Here is a 22,321-nt window from a genome sequence, read left to right as displayed (position 1 = left end):
CTTCCAAGGTCGACGGGCCGCCGCGGACACGTTGTTCGACCAGGCGATCGACGTGCCGCTGCCGGCACGCACCCACTCACCGAACCAGTCCGTGCGTGCCCAGGCGCTGTTCCGGCGCGGCGACCGCAGAGCCGCCTACCAGCTACTCCGTGCCCACGTCCAAGAACTGCTCGANGCNGACAACATGCACGCCTCCTGCGCTGTCCTGGTCGGCTTCGTCACGATGATGCCGGCAGTGGCACGCTTCGCCGACGGCGCCCGGATCCTGGCCTTCCTCGACACCACCGGCGCGCTCGACAACGCCGCCTGGGCGGCCATGGTCGCCGACGCCAGGGACAAACTCGCCACCTTCGCCCCCATCCCGAACGGATCCATGATCCTCGACCAGCGGCAGGCCCTCGCCATGATCGGCAACACTCTCGACGACCTTCTTGTCGAACAGGCCAGCCCGGTCAGATGCTAAGGGCTGTCTCGTGACGGTGAAGGCCGTTGCCCGGCACCGGGTTGGCGTCTGCTGCTGCCTGCACCGCGACGACGAATGTGCGCCAGACAGGGCTCGGCTTTCCTCAACGCTTGATCTTGGTTGTGGGTCAGCGGCGAGCAGGGTCCTCCTCGGGCCGGATCCAATCGAAGGTGCGCTCCACCGCCCGTCGCCAGTTTTCCCGTTCCCGTGTCCGGACTGCGGCATCCATCTCCGGCACCCATCGGGCAGCCGGATGCCAGTTGCTACGCAGGCCCTCCAGGTCTGGCCAGTACTCGACCGCAAGCCCGGCTGCGTATGCGGCCCCGAGGGAGACCGTCTCGGCCGCCATCGGGCGCACCACCGGCACTGCAAGTACGTCCGCGACGAACTGCATCAGCAAATTGTTCGCGGTCATCCCGCCGTCCACCCGCAAGGCGGTCAGCTCCAGCCCGGAGTCGGCGTTCATGGCGTCGACCACCTCACGGGTCTGCCACCCGGTCGCCTCCAGCACGGCCCGGGCCAGGTGCCCCTTGGTGATGTATGAGGTGAGTCCGACGATCGTGCCGCGCGCCTCGCTGCGCCAGTGTGGGGCGAAAAGCCCGGAGAAGGCGGGCACAATGTAGCAGCCGCCGTTGTCGTCGACCGTTCGGGCGAGGGTCTCGATTTCCGGTGCGGTGCTGATCAACTCCAGCCGGTCGCGGAACCACTGCACCAGGGATCCTGTGATCGCGATGGACCCCTCCAGGGCGTACAGGGCGGGCTCGTCGCCGATCCGGTAGCCGACGGTGGTGAGCAGGCCGTGCCGCGAAGGCACCGGCTCGGTACCGGTGTTCAGCAGCAGGAAGCTGCCGGTGCCATAGGTGCACTTGGCCTCGCCTGGGTCGAAGCAGGTCTGACCGAACAGGGCGGCCTGCTGGTCACCGAGGGCCGCCGCGATCCGGACGCCGGGCAGGACGGCTGTGGCGGTGCCGTACACCTCCGACGAGGAGCGGATCTGCGGCAGCATGGCCGCCGGCACGCCGAAGAAGCTCAGCAGTCTGGGATGCCAGTCGAGAGTGCGCAGATCCATCAACATGGTACGGCTGGCGTTGGTGACGTCGGTCAGGTGCAGGCCACCGTCCGGGCCGCCGGTGAGGTTCCAGATCAGCCAGCTTTCCATGGTCCCGAAGAGCACCTCGCCGCGTTCGGCGCGTTCGGCGAGGCCGGGGATGTGGTCGAGCAGCCAGCGCAGCTTCGGGCCGGAGAAGTACGTGGTCAGCGGCAGCCCGCACAGCTCCTGGATGTGCTCGGCGCCGCTGGCGCGGGAAAGGGCTTCCACCACCAGGTCGGTGCGGGTGTCCTGCCAGATGAGCGCGGGAGCCACCGGGACACCGGTGCGCCGGTCCCAGACGACCGTGGTTTCGCGCTGGTTGGCGATCCCGATCGCGGCGATCTGGTCGATGCTGAGGCCGGCCTGGTTGAGGGCGCGGGGAACGACCTTGCCGACGTTGCGCCAGATCTCCATAGCGTCGTGCTCTACCCAGCCCGGCCGGGGAAAGTGCTGCCGGTGTTCCCGCTGGGCAACTGAGACGAGATTGCCACGGCGGTCGAAGACGATGCATCGGGTGGACGTGGTTCCCTGATCGATGGCGACGACAAAGCGCTCGGTCATTACTCGTCCTTCGTGAAGCCGGGTGGTGGGTGACGGATCACCAGCGCGTGGCGCCGAGATCGCGGGACACCGCGCGGGCGGCGTCGCGGACGTACGTGACGAGGGCTGGGCGGGGGTTGCCGGACCCGTCGCAGGTGCGGTCCACCGGACCGGAGAGCCCGATCGCGCCCACGACCAGGCCGCCATAGCCACGGATCGGCGCGGCGATGCCGGCCTCGCCAGGGGTCATCTCACCGATTTCGGCCCCCCAGCCATTGTCCCGGATTTCGCTGAGGGCCCGGGTGAGTGCTCGTGCGGTGACCAGGGTGCGTCGGGTGTAGGGCTCGGGTTCGCGTTGCGTAACCGCGTTGGCGGCGCCCACGTCGTAGGCGAGCAGGACTTTGCCGAGCGCGGTGGCGTGCGGGGGAAGAAGGGACCCGACGTCCAGCGTCTGGAGGATGTCGTCGGGCCGGAACACGTGGTGGACCACAAGTACCTTGCCGTCCAGCAGAGTGCCGATACGGACCGCCTCGCCGCTGCGCGCGGCGAGTGGGTCCGCCCAGTTGATGGAACGGGAACGGAGCTCGTTGACGTCGAGGTAGCTCGTGCCGAGGTGCAGCAGCGTGGCACCGAGTTGGTACTTGCCGGAGGTCTTGTCCTGTTCCACGAATCCGACGTCTTGCAGCGTACGTATGATGCCGTGCGCCGTGCCCTTGGGCAGGTTGAGAGAACGGGCGATCTCCCCGATGCCGAGCCGGCCGGAACTGCTGGCCAGCAGGCGGAGGATCGCCGCGGCACGCGCGATGGACTGCACCTGACCCGGCATGGGGCGGATGCTAGAGCGTTCGGGGCCAACGCAACAGTGTTCGGCATTGTCGACCGGGGTTCGTTGACCTGCCTCCTCATGTTTCCTACGGTTCACCGCACGGCGACGTCCGACACCTCGCCGACATCGCACGGCCCTCCGTCCCCCGGTCGCGGAGGTCCGCCACCCCCACCTGGAGACACCATGACACAGCGTGTGAGAGCGCCCGGACTCCTTGGCGAGTTGGCCGCCGAGTTCGCCGGCACCGCGATCCTGATTCTCTTCGGCGTGGGCGTCGTCGCCCAGGTCACTGCCGGTGGCACCGGTGAGTTCGACAGCATCGCCTGGGCCTGGGGCCTTGGCGTCGCGCTGGGCATCTACGTCGCTGGCCGGATCAGTGGCGCCCACCTCAATCCGGCGGTGACGCTCGCCCTCGCGGTGTTCAAGGGCTTCTCGTGGCGCAAGGTGATGCCCTATGCCCTCGCACAGACCGCCGGGGCGTTCGTCGCGGCCCTGATCATTCGCTGGAACTACAGCGAGGTGCTGCAGCGGTTTGACCCGGGCTTGACCAGCAAGAGNCAGGGCGTCTTCTCGACNCTGCCGGGTGCTGGCATNACNGAGTGGGGCGCCCTGCGTGACCAGATCATNGGCACGGCGATCCTGCTGTTTNTGATCNTTGCCGTAACCGACGCCCGNAACTCTNTGCCCGGTGCCAACCTTGCCCCNCTGATCGTCGGCCTGATCGTGGTCGCGATTGGCATGGCGTTCGCCGTCAACGCCGGCTACGCGATCAACCCGGCCCGTGACTTCGGCCCCCGCCTCGCGTCCTTCCTCACCGGGTACGAGACGGCCTTCCTGGACCCGAGCGGATATCCGTATTTTTGGGTGCCCATCGTCGGACCGCTGGTCGGTGGTGTCATCGGCGCCGGCCTCTATCAATTGTTCGTCGGCCGATTCCTGCCGAGCGATGAGCCGCAGCCGGGCGCGAACAGCGCCGAGACTGCGACCGAAACGGCTGCGATGTCCGAGCGCGCCCGCGTCTGATCGACATATCCCGACGACCCGTAGAGGTGACATCCCGCATGGCTGACTTCGTTGGTGCGGTGGACCAGGGCACCACCAGTACCCGTTTCATGGTTTTTGATCACGGTGGTAACGACGTCGGTCGCCACCAGCTCGAGCATCAGCAGATCCTGCCGCGGCCCGGTTGGGTCGAACACAATCCGGTGGAGATCTGGGAGCGGACCCAGACCGTCATCCAGACCGTGCTCTACGAGCACCGCCTGACCGTCACCGACCTCGCCGCGCTCGGGATCACCAACCAGCGTGAGACCACCGTGGTATGGAACAGGCGCACCGGTCGGCCCTACCACAACGCCATCGTGTGGCAGGACACCCGCACCGACCGGATCGCCTCGGCACTGGAGCGCTCGGGGCGGGGCGACATCATCCGCCGTAAGGCCGGCCTGCCACCGGCCACATACTTCTCCGCCGGCAAGATCCAGTGGATCCTCGACAACGTCGATGGGGTCCGGGAAGCAGCCGAGCGTGGAGAGGCCGTCTTCGGCAACACCGACACCTGGCTGCTGTGGAACCTGACCGGCGGCACCGACGGCGGCGTGCACGTCACCGATCCGACCAACGCCAGCCGCACCATGCTGATGAACCTGGACACGCTGGACTGGGACGACGAACTACTGTCGTTCTTCGACATCCCGCGCGCCATGTTGCCCCGGATCCGACCATCGTCCGACCCGGACTCCTACGGTGCCACCACGGCGCGTGGTCCGTTCACCGGATCGGTCCCGCTCACCGCGGTCCTCGGCGACCAGCAGGCAGCCACCGTCGGTCAGGTCTGCTTCGCCCCGGGCGAGGCCAAGAACACCTACGGTACGGGCAACTTCATGCTCCTCAACACCGGCACGGAGATCGTCCGCTCCCAGGCCGGCCTACTCACCACCGTCTGCTACCAGTTCAGCGACCAGGCGCCGGTATACGCCCTGGAAGGCTCCATCGCGGTCACCGGATCAGCCGTGCAGTGGCTACGCGACCAGTTGAAAATCATCAACACCGCAGGGCAGAGCGAGATCCTGGCCCGCCAGGTGCCCGACAACGGCGGAGTGTACTTCGTACCCGCCTTCTCCGGCCTGTTCGCCCCGTACTGGCGCTCCGACGCCCGCGGCGCGATCGTCGGCCTCTCCCGGTTCAACACCGACGCCCACATCGCCCGGGCCACCCTCGAGTCGATCTGCTACCAGAGCCGAGACGTCGCCGAGGCCATGGCCAAAGACTCCGGCGTACCGCTGGAATGTCTCAAGGTCGACGGCGGCGTCACCGACAACGACCTGTGCATGCAACTGCAAGCCGACATCCTCGGCGTACCGGTAAGCCGGCCCGTGGTCGCCGAGACCACCGCGCTCGGCGCCGCGTACGCCGCCGGCCTCGCCGTCGGATTCTGGCGCAGCACCGACGAACTACGCGAGAACTGGAACGAAAGCCACCGCTGGCAGCCCACCTGGCCACCAGAACAACGCCAAGCCGAGTACGAACGCTGGAAGCAGGCCGTCCAACGCACCCTGAACTGGGTCGACGTCGACTGACCACCACCGCATCCGAGAAACCCGGGAGGCCGGCGTCCCCGCTGGCCTCCCAGACACAGGAGAGAGAACGCATGCACTCCGCGACACTGTCACTGGCCGCCCGCGAGCGGTCGCTGGCCGCGCTGAGCAGCGGCCCGGAACTGGACGTCCTGGTGGTCGGTGGCGGCGTCACCGGCGCCGGCTGCGCCCTGGACGCCGTCACCCGGGGCCTGTCGGTCGGCCTCGTCGAGGCCCGCGACTGGGCCAGCGGCACGTCGAGCCGCTCCAGTAAACTCATCCACGGTGGTCTGCGCTACCTGGAGATGCTCGACTTCGGGCTGGTCCGCGAGGCGCTGCGCGAGCGGGGCCTACTACTGCAGCGACTCGCCCCGCACCTGGTCCGGCCGGTGCCGTTTCTCTACCCGCTGCGGCACCGCGGCTGGGAACGGCTGTACGCGGGCGCCGGTGTCCTGCTCTACGACACGATGAGCCTTTCCGGCAGCAACTCCCGCGGGGTACCGGCCCACCGGCACCTGACCCGACGTGGCGCGGTCCGCGCTTGCCCGTCCCTGCGTCCGGAGTCGCTGGTGGGCGCGTTGCAGTACTACGACGCTCAGGTCGATGACGCCCGGCTGGTGACGTGTCTCGTCCGTACCGCCGCAGCCCACGGCGCGTACCCCGTTTCCCGAGCCCGGGTCGTGGGCCTCCTGCGCGACGGCCACCGCATCACCGGGGCGCGGGTCCACGACCTGGAGACCGACCAGGTCCTCGAGGTCCGCGCCCGGCAGGTCATCAACGCCACCGGCGTCTGGACCGACGAAATCCAGTCTCTCGTTGGGGAGCGTGGGCCGGTGCAGGTTCGCGCGTCGAAAGGTATCCACCTCGTCGTGCCCCGCGACCGGATCCGCTCCACCACCGGCCTGATCCTGCGAACCGAATCCAGCGTGCTGTTCGTGATCCCGTGGGGTCGGCACTGGCTGATCGGCACCACCGACACCGACTGGGATCTGGACAAGGCGCACCCGGCAGCGACCAGCCGCGACATCGACTACCTGCTGGAACGGGTCAACGAGGTACTGGCCAGTCCGCTGACCCGCGACGACGTCGAGGGCGTATACGCAGGCCTGCGGCCGCTGCTGTCCGGGCATTCGGATGCGACCGCCAAGCTGTCCCGTGAGCACACCGTGGCGAACCCGGCGCCGGGTCTGGTGATGGTCGCCGGCGGGAAGTACACAACGTACCGGGTGATGGCCCGCGACGCTGTCGACGAGGCCGTGCGGGGACTCGGCGGTGGGGTGCCACAGTCCTGCACCGACCGGGTTCCCCTGCTCGGCGCCGAGGGCTATGTCGCCCGATGGAACCAGCGCCGTCGCATCGCGCGACAGTACAACCTGACCGTGGAGCGGGTTGAGCATCTGTTGCGCCGCTACGGCGCCGCCGTCGACGAAGTGTTGGACCTGCTGGGAGAGGATCCGACCCTCGTTGAGCCGCTCGACGGCGCCGACGACTATCTGCGTGTGGAGGTCGTCCACGCGGCGTCAGCCGAGGGTGCCCTGCACCTGGAGGACGTGCTTACCCGGCGTACACACATATCGATCGAGACGTTCGACCGGGGCCTGGCAGCCGCCCGACCGGCGGCGCAGTTGATGGCGTCGGTGCTCGGCTGGGACGCCGAGCGTGTGGACCGCGAGGTGGCGCACTACGTCGCACAGGTGGACGCCGAACGGATGGCGCACGACCAGATCGACGACCAGGCCGCCGACGCGGCCCGGCTGGTCGTGCCGGATGTGGTGCCGCAGGTAGCACTCGCGGCCTGACCTGGCGCGCGCGCCGCATGCGTTCCGCCACGTCCCGCCCGACAGCCGGAGTCAGCTACGGCCGACCCGGCTCGGATCTGCGTGAAGCCCGAGCATGATCAATTACCGGCCCCTACCTACGGAAGAGAGCTGGTTTCCGGGTTAGTACTGCAACGGCAGTAGGCGAATCGAGTTCGGCTCGCGTTCGTTGGTCTGGCTGCGGCGGACGTTGATGTCGACCGGTGGCATGGGGAGTTGGGCCGGTTGCATGCCCGTATCGGGCCCCGGCTTCGCCGTTCGGAGCCACGGCGGCGGGCGCGGCAGTACCTGTGCGGGCTGGTGTCGGGTCTGGGCCGTAAGAACGGCTGGACCCTGGCTGAGCAGGCCGGGGATGTGTCGCCGGACGGGATGCAGCGGCTGTTGCGGTGGGCGGACTGGGACGTCGACGCGTCCGTGATGATGTGCGGGACTACGTGGTCGAGCACCTCGGCGACCCGGCTGGTGTGTTGATCGTTGACGACACCGGGTTCCTGAAGAAGGGCACCCGGTCGGCCGGGGTGCAACGGCAGTATTCCGGCACCGCTGGCCGGACGGAGAACTGCCAGGTCGGGACGTTCCTGGCTTACCGTTCGTCGAAGGGTCACGCGTTGATCGACCGGCAGCTCTACCTCCCGGCGTCGTGGACCGATGACCGGGACCGGTGCCGAGCCGCCGGGATCCCGGACTACGTCGAGTTCGCCACCAAGGTGCAGATGGCCCGCCAGATGCTGGCCCGAGCCCTCGACGCCGGGGTGCCGGTGGGGTGGGTGACCATGGACGAGGCCTACGGCCAGTCGAAGTCACTGCGGCTGTGGCTGGAACACCAGGATATGGGTTATGTAGTCGCGATCCGCCGCAACGACGACATGATCACCACCACGATGGGCATCGCCCGCGCGGACGAGCTGATCGCCGCGCTGCCGGCTCGGGCATGGTGCCGGCTGTCCGCCGGCGCCGGCGCCCACGGCCCCCGTGAGTACTGGTGGGCGCGGGTACCGGTGCGTATCGGCTGGCAGCCCGGTCGCGGGCACCCGCACCGAGAAACTCGGACCCAACCGGCACCGCGCCCGAGCCCGATTCCGCGACTACGACGGCAAAACCCGCGACGTCGAAGCCACCGGTGCCACCGGCCCCGCCGCCATCCGAGCGTTGCAGGCCAAGCTGCGTGACCGCATCGCACCCAACGACGACGAAATCACCCGGGAGACTCGCATCAGCAGACTTGTCGAACTTTGGATCGAAGAAATCACCAGTGAGGAACGGATTGCACCACAGACCGTCCAGCGATACGAAACCAGCACACGAACAGCCATCCTGCCCGCCCTCGGCGACCTCCGCATCCGTGAAGCCAGCGTCGGGCGTCTCGATCGGTTCCTGCGCGACATCGCAAGAGACCGTCCCTCGGGTCTGCTGCACCAGTAGGTGACATCTGAGTTGTCTTGCCCTGTGGGCGGGCTGGAAGGATGTCGCTGTGCCCAAGCCCTACCCCCGAGAGTTCCGTGATGACGTCGTGCGGGTGGCCCGTGACCGCGAGCCAGGCGTGACGGTCGAGCAGATCGCGAAGGACTTCGGGGTCCACCCGATGACGTTGTTCAAGTGGCTGCGTCAGGCCGACATCGACGCCGGCGCGAAGCCCGGCACGCCCAGTGGCGAGTCAGCCGAGCTGTGCGAGGCCCGCAAACGGATCCGCTTGCTGGAGCAGGAGAACGAGGTCCTGCGTCGGGCCGCTGCTTACTTGTCGCAGGCGCATCTGCCGGGAAAAGGCTCTACCCGCTCGTGAGCGAGCTGGCCGCCGACGGGATCCCCGTCGCGGTGACGTGCCGGGTATTGAACATCGCTCGTCAGCCCTACTACCGGTGGCTCGGCCGGCCCGTCGGTGACGCCGAACTCGTCGCCGCTCATCGCGCGAACGCCCTGGTCGATGCCCACCGCGATGACCCGGAGTTCGGGTACCGGTTCCTGGTCGATGAGGCCCGCGCCGCCGGCCAGACGATGGCGGAGCGCACCGGGTGGAAGATCTGCTCGGACAATGGCTGGTGGAGCGCCTTCGGTAAGCGCAAGAAGCGCGGCAAGGGCGGCAAGGTCGGTCCACCGGTTCACGACGACCTCGTGCAACGGGACTTCACCGCCGACGGCCCGAACCGGTTGTGGCTGGCCGACATCACCGAACACCGCACCGGTGAGGGCAAGCTCTACCTGTGCGCGATCAAGGACGTGTGGTCGAGGCGGATCGTCGGCTACTCCATCGACTCACGGATGAAGTCCCGGCTGGCCGTCAACGCCCTGTACAACGCTGTAGCCCGACGCGGCCGGCTGCGTGCTGCACACCGACCGGTTGAACCCAGGCAGTTTCGCAGCCGAAAATTCGTCCACGCCCTGCACCAGCATCACATGACCGGATCGATGGGCAGAGTCGGCGCCGCCGGCGACAACGCCGCCATGGAATCGTTCTTCGGCCTGCTGCAGAACAACGTCCTCGACCGGCGGACCTGGACCACCCGCCAGCAGCTCAGGACCGCGATCGTGACCTGGATCGAACGGACCTACCACCGCCGCCGACGACAACGGCCCCTGTCCCGGTTGACCCCTATCGAGTACGAGACCATCATGACCCCACCGGCCAGGCAGGCCGCGTGACTGAAACTGTCACCTATCGGTGCAGCAGACCCGGGCCAGTACCGGATGGTGATGTACGAGCTCCCGCCGTCATGGATGAAGAGGCCGTAGCGCTCATCGCTCGGATCTGAGTCGTGATAGATCAGGTTGTCCGGACACTCGCACGGGTCGGAGTGCCGGTCACACTCGGTCTGAACCTGGCCGCGCATCATTTCGCAGCAAAAGGTCACGCCGATTTCTCTCGCACGGCACGCGCTCGGGAGCGTCGCAATCCACAATACTATCCAAACCATCGAAGCTACTGCGGAAGCCCGATTCGCAGCACTTGATGGCTGTCGAGTAACATCCAGAGTGGTGGCTCCATCCCACCTTCGGTGTTCCTGCACCTAGCCCGTTGAGTCGCGCGCGCTCTGCGGGATCCTGCAGGGCCTCACCGACAGAAGGGGCAAGATATGGAGCCTGAAGATCCGCAGTCGGCCAGGCTGTTCGAGCTGGTCATAGCTGCTGAGTTGGTGACTGCCTTGCAGTTGCTGACCAGCAGTGAAGAGCCCTTCCTCTGGGTCGGGCTCTTCCTGCTGATCGCTTGCCTGTCGAGTGGCAGCTCGGCAGACAAGAGGTAACACCCGGGAGGGCGTCGCGCTTGGCGGCGTCCTCCCCGACTTTCCAACTTCCAACCTAAGTATAATGATACCCCTTCTTGGTCAGAGGCAATATCAGGGTGCATTGGGTGACCATCGCAGCCATGCCAACCACCGGTGCACCCGCCAAGCTCTCGGTTGATCGACAACGGCTACGCCCGCCCTGACCACCGGCAACAGCCCGAACGATGTTGCCATCCCGTCTGCCGTCGCCCGCCCTCCTGGGGAGCGGGCCACCGCCCGGCCCGCCACGTCAAAACGGCCTTGACGCACGGTCGGACGCTGGCGGGTCGGGTGGTGGTCTGCTCGGCTCGCCCGGGTCATCGGCTGGCGGGATGGCCCTGCGCAACCACCCACGGACCGCAACCGCCCACGAAGGCCCAGCCATCCCGGAGCCGGGAGCGCCCCAGCCGGAGGCGCGGTAACCGCCACCAGGCCGCCGCCGTGACCCGCCGCGCGGACCCGGCGGGCCCTACCCCTACGCCGCGTCGCTCCGGCCCGGCGCGGCCGGCTGCCGGCGACGAACCCCCACCACTTCCACACCCGGCCCGTCTACGGCGGCCCCGGGCTCCCCACTCTCCGTGCCAGCCGCCGGGCATCAGGCGGGACTGCCGCAAAGCGACAGCGACAGCGGCAGCGGCTGGCACGCGCCCAGGCGGCAGCGCGTGCGGCCCGTCAAGGGCCGCCAGACGTACAGAAAGTTCTCACCACCTCGACGGCACAGGCTGTCCGACTCCGGTTGACGCGTTACGGGTTGGCTTCACCTGATGCGTGACACTCCGCCGAGTGCTGGTGGAGATGAGTGGCCGAACAGCGGTATCGAGCGCGGGCTGTGTTGGAAGTTCGGGCCGGGCTTGCGGTGGCGAGGGGGCAAGCCATAGGTCGTCATCCCTTGAGGAGGGCTCGTTATGCTGCACCCAGTCTTCCCGGCTTCACGAGGGTGCCTGACTCCGATCTTCCCGATTGAAGTGAACGAATACTACATAGTTGATCTTCGGAGGTGCAGGTCAGGAAATTCTGCTCCCCGCATACACGGGGGTGATCCTCCGCAAACGCGACGGTCGCTATCTCGGAGGCTCTGCTCCCCGCATACACGGGGGTGATCCGGGCGACCCGGACTCATGGCCCGGGTGGGCCGCCTGCTTTCCGCATACGCGGGGGTGATCCGCCACGACTGAACGCTGATGCGCCGCGCACCCGCTGCTCCCCGCATACGCGGGGGTGATCCCCGGAGCTCGGGAGTGATGCCGGCGGCATCACTTTACTCCCCGCACACACGGGGGGGTGAGCCTGACATTACGATCCGCCGCACCGATGGTGGGTCCTGGAACAAGCCTTGCCCTCCACATGGCGAGGCGTACTGCGAGCACTGCCGCGACAACCACGACATCGGCCTCACCGTCGACAAGCAGCTACAGCGGGTACGCGGGAAACTGCTGCACCGCGCTACCAAGACTGAGGAGTCCGACGCTCCCCTACCGCTGCCGGCGATCTGCGCTACCGCGCTACGACACCGCCACCAGCAACAGAAGGCCGCCCAGAAAAAAGCCGGCGAGGCATGGCATGACACGGGCATGATCTTCACGACCCGCTTCGGACTGCCCGTCGAGCCACGAAACTTCAACCGCTCCTACGACAGCCGCATCGCTCGCGCCGACCTTCCGAAGATCACCGTCCACGACGCACGGCGAACCTGCGGCTCGCTCCTGGTCGACTTGGACGTGCACCCCCGGGTCGCGATGGCGATCCTCAGGCACGCCGACTTCTCCATCACGATGGAGATCTACAGCCAGGTCTCATCCAAGGCCACCCGGGAAGCCCTGCGGAAGCTCGGTCAGAGCCTCGACCAATGACCCGTTGCTGTACTTCGCTGCTGTACAAGATCGAAAGAGGCCATCCGGAAGATCCCGGATGGCCTCTGAGCTGCGTCGGGACGGCCGGATTCGAACCGACGACCCCTTGTTACCAACCGTAGTCACACCGGGCATGTCATCGCTTGTCACGAGTAAGCTCTGAGCTGCATCAACACGGTCAGGCACCTGTTCCTCCTGGTCACTGTTCGTCAGCTCCTGGCAGGGGTATTCGGGGGGTAAACGGGGGCCGGCAGACCCACCATCAGGGTTCCACCACGCCCATCCCCGCCACCGAGATGTCCGTCACCACGAGCAGAGCCCACAAGCCGTGGCGTGGTCAACGAGCATGGACGACCGGGGAGAGGCCGAACAAAATCTCCCTCTGGCTCATGGCAGAGTCCTGTGCCGCCGGCCCGATTGGCTGAGGGCGTCTGGTCCGGCAGATACCTGTCGCTGTTAGAACGGCAACGGATCGCCACCCTGCGCAGGCAGGGCCTGACGATCAGGGCGATCGCTGAGCAGTTGCGCCGGGCACCGTCGACAGTGAGTCGGGAGTTGCGCCGCAACACCCGTCCGCATGACCAGGGCGTCTATGACGGCGACCTGGCGCACGCGCGGGCCCGACAGCGGGCTCAGCGCCCGCGGGGAGGCCGGCTACTCGCCGACACCGGTCTGCGGGCCGTTGTTCAGACCAAGCTAGAAGAGGATTGGAGCCCGCAACAGATCGCCGCGTGGCGGCTGCGGTTAGGCTCTCGCACAGATCTCAGCGAGTTGACCAAGCGTCTTGCGACATCTCTTTCATCGCCTGACACTTGCCCCATCTGTCACGAATAATGCCCGCTCGAACGCATTGGTCGAACCGGCAGCTTGGCCAGGGAAGCTTCACCGACGACCGAGGCAGCCGCATCTGAAGTCGGCAGCCAGCGGCGCCGCAGCCGATGCAGTCGGTACTCTCCGATGGCTAAGCCATCCCGATTCTTCGACGCACGGTGGAGGCGAGCATGGGATACCAGGACCCAGGTGCAGCAGAGGTCATCAAGCGCACCACGATCCGGATGCCCTACCTATCCGACGCTCAGTTGGCCAAAGCTAACCGCCTTGGCGGCAGCATCGTCGTCGATCCGAGCAGCCCGATCGCGTTGCGGCGCGCCGCAGCGCAGATGGCGGTGCAGTTTCGCCGCGAAACTGCCCACGACTTCGCCCCCTACGACGCCAGGGAGCCAAACGGCGTCGTCCTCCTAATTCCAGCCCGTCGGTTTCTCATCGCCTATGGCAGTCTCATCGCAGGTGCGATCGGTATCGACCCAACCGTATTCTACCAAGGGCTGCCTCAGCCCGTCCCCCGCGCCACCTGGGTCTACCTACACCCCTACGAACGCGGCCGAGCCGCCGTCATCGACGTATGGCCAGCATTGGCTCAACGCTGGCCTGGCCTCAGCCTCGCCGGCCCCTTCACTCCCGCCGGACGAGTCCTCGTCGACCGCCTCATCGAACAGGGTCAACACCCAACTCACCTCGGCGAGACGCCGATCCACGACATCATGACTTAACCCCCAAATCTTCGCAGTTTTCGCGAACCTTTACCAGGTACGCATCAATCCCGGTCTCGGTGGACTACCTCTGGGTGCGACTCGCCGTTCAGCCGTATCTGCCTCCGCACTCGGGCGTGCACGTACACCTTTCGGGCTTGTCGGCGACCACCACAGGTTGCCGAGACTCCGTGCATTCGTCAGTCAACGAGGTAGTGGGCTTCGATGTACGCGACGGTGGAGTCATACGGCTCCCCCACCGGCTTCAACAAGTACCGGCGAAAAACCGCGGCGGTGGCGCGACGGACGCCTCGGTTGCGGGCGTCCGCGTTGTCCCATGCTTGGGCGAGGGTCCGGGTGACCACCTGGTCGATCTCCTCGGCCAGGTTCCGCTCGGTGACAGTGAGGCCGGGCGGTGTGTGGTCGTGGATGATCCGCGACAGGATGCCCACGTGATTGTCGTCCAGCGCGACGACGGCTTCGTCGGGGTGCTTCTCGGCATTCACGATGGCACGGGCGATCTTGAGCGCTTCGGACAGGAACTCCAGGGCGTCCTGGGCGTTTTGAATGATCCGATCGCGCAGCAGCCTGATCCGTTCCGCGAGGGCGGTGTACTTCGCGGACCCGGGTCGACGCCCTTTGCGAGGGCGGCCTTGATGTGGTCCAGGATCTCTGCCGCGGATGGTGGCCTCTTGTCCTCGCCGTCGTCCTTGTTGGCTCGGGGCGGACGAGGGCCATCAGCTCTTTGAGGATGGCGATGCCCTGGGAGTCCAGCACGAGCGCTTCTTCCTGGGAGACGACCACGGAGAAGGAGTGGACGTGGGTGTTGATGATCTCCAGGACCATCGGTTCCAGCTCGGCCAGCCGTTCCTTTCTCTCCTCATCGGAGGACTTCTTGAACAGGGCCGCAGGACCCGAAGCTTGCCGTGATCGCCGTCGACGGCCGGCAGGCGAGAATCGTCGGCGCTTCACCGGCGTTCTTCCGAGATCTGCAGCAATCGGGCTGCGGCGTGGGTGAGAGGAATGGCTTCTTGCTCGATCCGGCGGAACGGGGTAGGGCCCGCGGTTGCGATGGTGTTGTAGGCGGTGGTTTCAGCGTCGGTTAGGTGCGGCAAAGGCTCGGGTGAGGGCTTGATGGGGCGGCCTGCCATGTCGTGGTTAACGCCATGTTGGGAGTAGCGGTGGAGGTCGATCGCTTCCATGAGGATGGACGTGACCCGTTTTGCTGGTGCACCGTCTGGTGCCGGCTGTGCGAGGGTGGCGCGGAACTGGTCGAGGATCGCGTACCCGTCCGCGTCGATGTCGCCCCAGTAGATGACGTGCTCGGCGGCGCGGATCCAGGGCACGTTCGCTAGAAGTGCTGCTGCGGCCTTGCCGCCGCCCTCGACGACGATCGTGTCGCTGACGGGCGGGAACCAGAGGCGGGAGTCGCGGTTTTCTACGACGAGGACGACACGCGGCTGGTAGGCGATCTCGTGTACGTCGCCGGTAGTCCAGGCGTCGTGCCGGCGCCGGCCCGATGCTGCGTGGTGAGGGTCGACGTAGGTGAGGTGCATGACGGTGAGCCGGGGCCGGACTTCGTCGCGGACGTCGCGGCCGGCGACGTCGCGCAGCAGGGCGCCGTGGGTGTCGAGCCATTTGGTGTGCATACCGGGCACCGGTAGTTGCCGCAGGGTCCAGGTGCTGGCGTCGGGGTGTTGGTGTAGCCAGGTCACCGCGTTGATCAGCACCTCGACGTCGGCGTCTTGGAGACGGTAGACGGCTCGGAGGGTGGCTGGGGTGACGGTCGCGCCGGCTGATCGCAGCGCCCGAGCGAGCGAGCGGGCGCGGCCGAGGTCGACGCTCGGCGATTCAGCACCGGTGTGGGTGTCGGTGGTGAGCCTGTCGGCGCCGTCCAGGTCGGCGACGAGCGTGGCGGGGAAGTCGCCGGCGACTCCTCGGATCGTCACCGGTTTGCGAACGAGCCCCACGCCAGTGGGCAGTTGGTCGGAGAAGTCACGCCACTGCATGTGCCACTGGTGCCACGCTGCGTGCCCGAGCTGCTCGACGGCCTTGCCGGTCGTCACGCCGGGGCGCAGCGGAACGGAGAAGACGACGTGGTCGCCGCCGAGCTCCGCGCTTACGGCTTCGGGCCACTTCTGATCAATCTTGCGGCGCATGGCCGCGACGGCGTCCTGTGGGGTGACGAGGGCGCTCATGCGTCCGGAACACCGACCAGTGGCTTCGCCCAAGATCGGCCCTGGGGGTTCTTGAGGATCAGGTACTCCACGTCGACGTGTGGTTCGATCGCGCTGTGCTTGTCGTTGGGGGCGCCGATGATGAGTTGGAAGCCCAGGCCGCGCCAGGCGCCGATGGCCCGGCCGGTGAAGTGCGCGTCCGCCTTGATCAGTGCCTCGTCGAGGAAGACAGGGGCGTAGCGGGGGCGGGCGGCGCCCGCGTCGCCAAGCTGGTACCGCAAGGCGGCCCCGACGATGAACGCGACCAGCTCTTGCGACTCGCCGCCGGACTTCTCGCCAATGTGGTCGTACACAGCGACATGCCTACCCTCGAGGTCGCGCTTCTCGGCACTGATCCGAACGTGATTACGTACGTCGACGAGGTCGGCGAAATCGGGCGCGGTGCGCCGGATGCGGTCGATCACCTTGGCCATCCGGTGATAGGCGCGTTCCCGGTCGTCGTCGGTTGCCGCCTGATCGATGAAGGCGCGTACGTCGCGCAGCTCTTTGCGGAACCGGGCGCGAACCCCGGAGTGGCTCTCCTGCGGGTCGATACGCAGCCGGTGTTCGTCGTCGGAGAACGGCAGTTCGGCGAGGATGCGGTTGACTGGGTCGATCCGGTCGCGGATCTCGCGGACTGCGGCGGCCAGTTCGCTGTCCAGGCCGGTCAGGTCGTTACCGGACAGCTTGAGCAGACTGTCGCGCCACTCGGTCTCCAGTTCATGCAGGCCACTGGTCTCCAGGTCGGTGAGCAGACGGTCGAAGTCGCGATAGGAGCCGTCCGGGTCGATGCCGAGGTTCGGGTTCGGCCAGCGTTCGAGGAACGTCGAGAACGTGTCGAGCAGCGCCTTCCGTGATCGCCCGATCGTCTCCGTTGCCGACTGTCGGTCGGCGCGGATCCGTTCGGTGACCCGTTTCATCGCAGCGTCGAACTCCGCGAGCGCCCCGTCCGGGGTGGTGGCGGTTGCCTCGCTGCCGAACAGCGTCTCCAGGTACTCCCGGTGTTCCTCTAGGACATCGACGCCTGATTCCGTGGCCGTGTCGAGCGCGAGTTGGGCGCGGTCCACCTCGTCGACGGTCGACCTCCACGACTCCCCGAGCTTCTTCAGATTGTCCTTCTGCCGGCCGACGCGTTCAGTCAGTTCCCTGACCCGCTCCTTGAGGTCGTCCACCTGGCGCTGAAGCTCATCGATCCGTGGGTTGCCTGTCCGGATTTCGTCGGCGACGCGGTTCCAGCGATCCTGTTCCGCACGGACCGCATCGAGGTCCACCTGGTCCCAGGACAACTCGGTCAGAGCCTGGTAGGTCGTGCGTCTGGCTTCGAACGAGTTGAGGTTCTCCTCCTGCCTGGATGCCCGGTCGAGAGCATCGTCGAGGCGTTTCTGGGCGAGGCCGATGCAGCGCTCAAGGTCAGCAAGCAGCCTGCTATTCGTGAAACCCAGCACGTTGGCCCGGCCGTGACCGCCGTGCGCGCCCCGCCCGCCTTCCGAGGTTTGGCCGGTGATCGTGAGGGCCTTGGGGTACTGCGGGAGCAGCCTGGGCGTTTCAACGCAGACGAAGTCAAACCGGCGGGCGAGCTCGCTCTTGAGCCAGGCGGTGAACGGCGATGGTCGGTAGTCGAGCCTGCCGGGCAGTGTCTTTGCGTCCAGCCCGACCTCATCACGCAGGCCGGTACGCACGCCCTCGAACTGAACCCGTCGGGTGGTCGGCACCGAGTTGATCGCCTCGCGAAACGAGTTCAATCTGCCGATGTCGATCAGCATCCGAGTGGCGAATCCGCCGAGCGCCAGGTTGAACGCCTCGCGCCACGGCTCGAACTCCGTTCGTACCTCGATCAGCTCGCCGACGAACGGCAGGTCATCTGGTTTGAGCCCGGCGGCCTCGGCCAACAGCGCGCGAGCCGCATGCAGCTCAGTCGGGATGTTGCCCCGGCGGGCTTTGACCGCTTGGTGCTCGGAGCGCAGCGTGGTCAGCGCTCCTTCGGCGTCCTTCTTCTCCGCCATCGCCTCGGCGAACTGGTTCTGCGCGGTCCTCCTGGCGTCTACGTCGGCGAGAAACCGATACGCCGTGTCGACCAGTGCGGCGAAGTCGTCACCAGTCGTCACGGTGACGCCGATTGCGGCAAGAGCCCGGTCCAGTCGCTCCCGTGAGCGTTTGACGTCGCCCAGCCGCTGCTCCACGGCGCGGATCTCCCGCAGCGCCGTTTCGAGGCGGTCGCCACCGGAGGCGCGAAGAGTTTCCACCAGCCCATCGCGCTGCACTTCGGCTGCGGTGACCAGGGCGCTGGTCTCTGACAGTTCCTCCTGGGCCCGGCGGTGCCGCTGGGCCAGGTCCTGCTCAGCCGAGCGCAACAGCTCCAGCCGACGCTGATGACGCCACAATGCGGCAGGGGTCGACGCCTCGGTGTACGATCCGACCTCGTCGATCAGGCGCAGCCGGTTCACCGATTGCTCGATGGTGTCCCGGTGGTCGCGGATCGGAGTCAACGCCTTCACCTGCTGCCGCGCTGTGATCATCCGCGCCCGGGTGCCGGAAAGTTCGTCGAACTGCTGTACCACCGCGTCCGCGGTGGCCAGCGTGGACGGCTCCTCAAGGACCATCGTCTTGTACAGGGCATCAACCGTGGTGATCTGCTGGCCGGCCTGAATCCGTCCCAGCAACGCGACCGCCTTGTGCCCGTCGCCGGCGGCGCCGATACCGAGGGTGGTGTGCAGACGCGCGGTGAAATCCCGGTCAGTGTCACACCAGCTCAAGCCGGTGGCCACGACCTCGGCGCGGGCGAGCTGCTTACTCGCCGGGTCCTCCAGCATGCGCAGTTGATAACTGCGGTCACACGTGGCGCGTACCGCCACGACGTCGTCCAAGCTCCGAGCGGAAGACGGCACATACCAGGCCCGCAGCGCGGTGAACTTGGCACCGGTGTGGTCGACCCACGTCATCGCGATGGCGGACCACGTGTCGCGGCCGTCGCCACGCAGCACCCGCACCTTCGTCTCGCCGTCAGTCCGGGACTCGTCAAGCTTGCCACGAGCGTAGGAGAGGATATTGCGCTGGTCCTTGCCCCGCGGCCGGCCGACCACTCCACCGTTGGAGGCCCCGTTGAACGGAGTCGTATGCGGCATGAGCAACGCGATGTACGAGTCCATCAGGGTCGACTTACCCGACCCGGAACCTCCGCTGAGCAAAGTCGCGCCAGGCGCCAGTCGCAGGCGGTGATACCCGTCGTAACCACCCCAGTTGACCAATTGCAGGTCCCGCGCCACCCACTGCTGGCCCCGCGAGGCTGCCGGGATCAACCCGAACAGCGTGTCGATCATGCTCACGCCGTGGCCTCGTTCCGTCCCCGTAGCCACTGCCCCAGTTCGGCGAGCTTCTCCGTGCTCAGCACCACCTCCACCAGCGGGGTGATCCGATACCGGCCCGCGGACTCCTCCGCGAGCAACCCTTCGGTGACCAGCCGCTGCACGGCGTTGCGCACCTCCTGTTGGCGCCGGGCCACGTTGTGGTCGTGCGGATCGAAGTAGGTCAGCACCGTCTGCTCGAGCTCCTCGATGTCCACCCGCGCTGACATCTCCCCCGTACCGCGTTCCCGTTGGAACACGGCCCGCAGGTGGATCAGGACCAGGGTCTCGGCCCGGGTATAGGGGTCATCCTTGAGCAGGATCGGCACGTCCAGCTCAACGGAACGCACCTGCTGCTTGTACGCCACGCCTCGGTCGTGGTCGACCACGAGGCGAACGAACAGGTCATGCAAGCGCGATTCGATGATCTGTTGGTTCTCCAGCAACGTGCGCCACTGCGCAGGATTCTTCTCAGCCAGCAGGAACTTGCGCCGCAACAACTGGACCAGCACCCGGCGTACCTCCGCGTCCAATGTTCCCGCGTCGCCAGCGAACAGCTCGGCCGGATCTTCCTCCATCGAAACCGGATCGATGAAGCCGGCCGCCGTACTCGCCGACCAGCCGTCGTCGACGCCGTCCGGCTCACTCATCACCGCCGCTCCCCTCTATGCCCGCCGGGTTAGCCGCCACCACACCGCCGAGAGCGAACCGCCGCCGGGTCTGGTCGGGCCGGACCGTGTCAACCACCGCCATCTCGGACGTATCGGTCATCCCGGCGTCATGGGCGATCTCCAACAGGCCGAGCAAATCGACCGGCCGCTGCAGATCCTCGGCCGCCGCCCGGAACGCCGCCGCCACATCCACGCTCGCCGCACCGGCCGCGAACGCCGCCAAATGCGCGCGCAACTCGGCGTACCGAGGGCCACCCCATGCTCGAGTGTCCGCCGCCGGCAAGTCCTCGACCTCCTCCTCAGCCCAGTCACGCAACGGCGCGGGGGGCTCCGGTGGCCTCGGATCACTCATCCGCTGACGCAGGTGCCCCACCTCGGCAACCGGCAGGCGACGCAACGGCTCGACGACCTCCCCACGACGTGAACCCGGAACCCACTTGTGCAGACCCGACATCACATCCCTCAATAGCTCGTCTACCTGGCGGTCTCGCATCGGGTCGTGATTACGGACCTGCGTGGTGATCACATGCGACGCCTGCCGCTGAGCGGCCAGCACCTCCCTGGCACCCTGCCCGATGCGCCGTGAAATCTCGGCAAGCTCCCGCCGCTGCTGCTCCGGCAACAGCTCAGTGAACCGGTGCCTCAGCACCCTGCGCAACTGACCCCACAGGTCATCGATCTGCGCCGGATCCCCGATCAGGCGCAACGCCCCCGCGAACGCGCGGCCTTCCGGCGTCGCATCCAAGATCCGCTGGCCGCGCGCGAGGTACTCACGCAGCACCTCCCCAGTCGGCCGCACGTCGTGCCGCAATTCAGCGACGACGTCACGCTGGATAGCTTTGATCGACTCCGCCACGCGGGCGAAGTCCGCAGGTAACTCCCGCGCCAAATGCAGCACGTTCTCGGCCGCCTCAAGCAGCTGCTCGTCCTCGACCGTCTCGACGGCGCCACCCTGCTCGAGCCGAGCCAGCTCCTTCCGCCGCTGCTGGATCTCCTCGTGCAGGCGAGCAAGCCGGGTCATCAGATCCGGATCAGCTTCCTGGGCAAGCCGCTCGATCGCCTCCAACAGCGTCCTGACCCGCGACTCCGACACCCTGGTCCGCGCCCCGCCGACACGCCCAGCGATCTCCAGCGCGCCGACACCGTACGCCGACAGCCGGTACACCTCGACATTGCCGTCGGACACCTGCCGCACCAACCACCCTGCCTGCACCCACTGCCTGCACAAGTCACGCGAATTTCCAGTAGGAAGCGGCTGATTGTCCTCGTCTCCGTAGCCCGCAGCCCGCAACTGGTCAAGGGCGTCGTTGATCTCCGCATGCGCGTCCGCCACCGCAACCGTCCGCCGCTCCGGCGTGAAAACCATCGCCAACACCGTCACCACGAACGGCGCATGCCTCTGATGGAGCAAGGCAAGGGTCGGATTCTGGAACGCCCGCAGCGCACCTTGGTAAGCGCCCTCTACACCTCGCGTAACCATCGACACGAAGCGTACGGGGCGGGTAAGACGCAGTCAGCCTCGTGGTGCGATCGATCCCCGAAGCTTGATCGCCGCCGAAGACAGTCGGTGGTCTCGGGCCTCTCGTGTCGGCTGCTACCGCTCCGGCGCGGGACGGTACGCCAATGGCGTTACCCCGGCAGGACCGGCGACGACTTCGTTTCTGGGCGGACTCAACGTGACAGGCGACTTCTATCCCGGTCGCGTCGGTGGAGCGGATCTCCGATGACCTTCGATGGGCCGTACGACGATCCTCCCTGCTACGAAAAGTAAATGCGCAACGATGACACGAGTCGACAACCTACGCTCCTCGAACCCTGTGGTCCTAACATCGTCATCGATCGTCAGTAGTTAGTACTCCAGCCGGGGATTGTGATCACGGCTCGGTGAGGGCTTGCCGGGCGTAGTGGCTGGTCGTGGCTCGTGCTTGGTGACGGCGTCGGCGTACGGACCAGAGCAGTGGGTCGCAGCGGCGGCGGGCGGGTTCGATGATCAGGACGTTGAACAGGTGACGTAGTTCGTTGACGGTCAGCGCGATCAGCCCGGCCGGATCGGGACGGCTGCGGTGCGCGGTCGCGGCGGCGAGGAAGGCGTGGGCGAGGATCGCCAGGGTGGTCCAGCGGTGCCAGGACGTCCAGCGGCGGTTC

General features: G+C 67.0%; 14 protein-coding genes and 6 pseudogenes. 11 read left to right on the top strand and 9 right to left on the bottom strand.

Features of this window, described 5'->3' with window-relative positions:
• A pseudogene (locus tag B118_RS0123585) lies at positions 1-463 on the top strand (AfsR/SARP family transcriptional regulator); the annotation flags it as partial.
• 127 nt (positions 464-590) lie between these two features.
• Here the strand turns inward: B118_RS0123585 and glpK (B118_RS0123580) are convergent.
• Positions 591-2,114 (bottom strand): glycerol kinase GlpK, encoded by a 1,524-nt coding sequence (gene glpK, locus B118_RS0123580; protein WP_018223659.1) that lies wholly within the window; start codon positions 2,112-2,114, stop codon positions 591-593.
• Positions 2,115-2,151: 37 nt separating this feature from the next.
• Positions 2,152-2,919, bottom strand: coding sequence for an IclR family transcriptional regulator (locus B118_RS0123575; RefSeq protein ID WP_018223658.1), 768 nt, complete (start codon positions 2,917-2,919; stop codon positions 2,152-2,154).
• Positions 2,920-3,102: 183 nt separating this feature from the next.
• Here B118_RS0123575 and B118_RS0123570 point away from each other — a divergent pair, with 183 nt between their 5' ends.
• The 6 genes and pseudogenes from B118_RS0123570 to B118_RS0123535 all read left to right on the top strand — a co-directional run bounded on the left by B118_RS0123570 (position 3,103) and on the right by B118_RS0123535 (position 9,949).
• Positions 3,103-3,942: an MIP/aquaporin family protein gene (locus tag B118_RS0123570; RefSeq protein ID WP_028193565.1), complete on the top strand. Its 840-nt coding sequence runs from the start codon at positions 3,103-3,105 to the stop codon at positions 3,940-3,942.
• A 38-nt stretch (positions 3,943-3,980) separates the two neighbouring features.
• Complete coding sequence (gene glpK, locus B118_RS0123565) at positions 3,981-5,498, top strand: glycerol kinase GlpK (RefSeq protein ID WP_018223657.1); 1,518 nt, start codon at positions 3,981-3,983, stop codon at positions 5,496-5,498.
• 71 nt (positions 5,499-5,569) lie between these two features.
• Entirely contained in the window at positions 5,570-7,294 is a 1,725-nt protein-coding gene (locus B118_RS0123560) for a glycerol-3-phosphate dehydrogenase/oxidase (protein ID WP_028193564.1), read from the top strand.
• A gap of 192 nt (positions 7,295-7,486) precedes the next feature.
• Positions 7,487-8,343, top strand: a pseudogene (locus tag B118_RS29060) (IS701 family transposase); the annotation flags it as partial.
• Positions 8,285-8,716 (top strand): annotated as a pseudogene (locus B118_RS29055) (hypothetical protein); the annotation flags it as partial. The pseudogenes B118_RS29060 and B118_RS29055, both read left to right, overlap by 59 nt.
• Before the next feature lie 67 nt (positions 8,717-8,783).
• A protein-coding gene (locus B118_RS0123535) for an IS3 family transposase (protein ID WP_155256599.1) occupies positions 8,784-9,949 on the top strand; the annotation gives its coding sequence in 2 pieces (ribosomal slippage) (positions 8,784-9,068 and positions 9,071-9,949; 1,164 coding nt in all).
• Here the strand turns inward: B118_RS0123535 and B118_RS33985 are convergent.
• Positions 9,856-10,140 (bottom strand): DUF6980 family protein, encoded by a 285-nt coding sequence (locus B118_RS33985; RefSeq protein WP_420329473.1) that lies wholly within the window; start codon positions 10,138-10,140, stop codon positions 9,856-9,858. The genes B118_RS0123535 and B118_RS33985 overlap by 94 nt on opposite strands.
• A 240-nt stretch (positions 10,141-10,380) precedes the next feature.
• Between B118_RS33985 and B118_RS32010 the strand changes: the two genes are divergently transcribed.
• The 4 genes and pseudogenes from B118_RS32010 to B118_RS0123520 all read left to right on the top strand — a co-directional run bounded on the left by B118_RS32010 (position 10,381) and on the right by B118_RS0123520 (position 13,969).
• A complete protein-coding gene (locus B118_RS32010; protein ID WP_155256598.1) occupies positions 10,381-10,548 on the top strand; it encodes a hypothetical protein in 168 nt (55 codons plus the stop codon).
• Positions 10,549-11,891: 1,343 nt separating this feature from the next.
• A pseudogene (locus B118_RS29050) lies at positions 11,892-12,419 on the top strand (tyrosine-type recombinase/integrase); the annotation flags it as partial.
• A gap of 402 nt (positions 12,420-12,821) precedes the next feature.
• Positions 12,822-13,154, top strand: a pseudogene (locus tag B118_RS31165) (transposase); the annotation flags it as partial.
• A gap of 266 nt (positions 13,155-13,420) precedes the next feature.
• Positions 13,421-13,969: a hypothetical protein gene (locus tag B118_RS0123520; protein WP_028193560.1), complete on the top strand. Its 549-nt coding sequence runs from the start codon at positions 13,421-13,423 to the stop codon at positions 13,967-13,969.
• A 179-nt stretch (positions 13,970-14,148) separates the two neighbouring features.
• Here the strand turns inward: B118_RS0123520 and B118_RS32570 are convergent, their stop codons facing one another.
• The 6 genes and pseudogenes from B118_RS32570 to B118_RS0123490 form a co-directional block, all read right to left on the bottom strand.
• Entirely contained in the window at positions 14,149-14,454 is a 306-nt protein-coding gene (locus B118_RS32570; RefSeq protein WP_028193559.1) for a hypothetical protein, read from the bottom strand.
• A gap of 462 nt (positions 14,455-14,916) precedes the next feature.
• Positions 14,917-16,146, bottom strand: coding sequence for a Wadjet anti-phage system protein JetD domain-containing protein (locus tag B118_RS0123510; RefSeq protein WP_028193558.1), 1,230 nt, complete (start codon positions 16,144-16,146; stop codon positions 14,917-14,919).
• Entirely contained in the window at positions 16,143-19,481 is a 3,339-nt protein-coding gene (locus B118_RS0123505; protein WP_238324125.1) for an ATP-binding protein, read from the bottom strand. Before B118_RS0123505 ends, B118_RS0123510 begins: the two co-directional genes overlap by 4 nt.
• 2 nt (positions 19,482-19,483) lie before the next feature.
• A complete protein-coding gene (locus B118_RS0123500) occupies positions 19,484-20,155 on the bottom strand; it encodes a DUF4194 domain-containing protein (protein WP_018819607.1) in 672 nt (223 codons plus the stop codon).
• Positions 20,148-21,656 carry a DUF3375 domain-containing protein gene (locus B118_RS0123495; RefSeq protein WP_238324121.1) on the bottom strand — a complete coding sequence of 503 codons (1,509 nt, stop codon included), beginning with the start codon at positions 21,654-21,656 and terminating at the stop codon, positions 20,148-20,150. The genes B118_RS0123500 and B118_RS0123495 overlap by 8 nt, the downstream gene beginning before the upstream one ends.
• A gap of 394 nt (positions 21,657-22,050) precedes the next feature.
• A pseudogene (locus B118_RS0123490) lies at positions 22,051-22,321 on the bottom strand (IS701 family transposase); the annotation flags it as partial.

The sequence above is a fragment of the Salinispora pacifica CNR114 genome (genome assembly GCF_000514775.1).
Taxonomy (GTDB): domain Bacteria; phylum Actinomycetota; class Actinomycetes; order Mycobacteriales; family Micromonosporaceae; genus Micromonospora; species Micromonospora pacifica.
The sequence above is the reverse complement of the archived record's forward strand: the minus strand, read 5'-3'. Positions and strand labels throughout refer to the sequence as shown.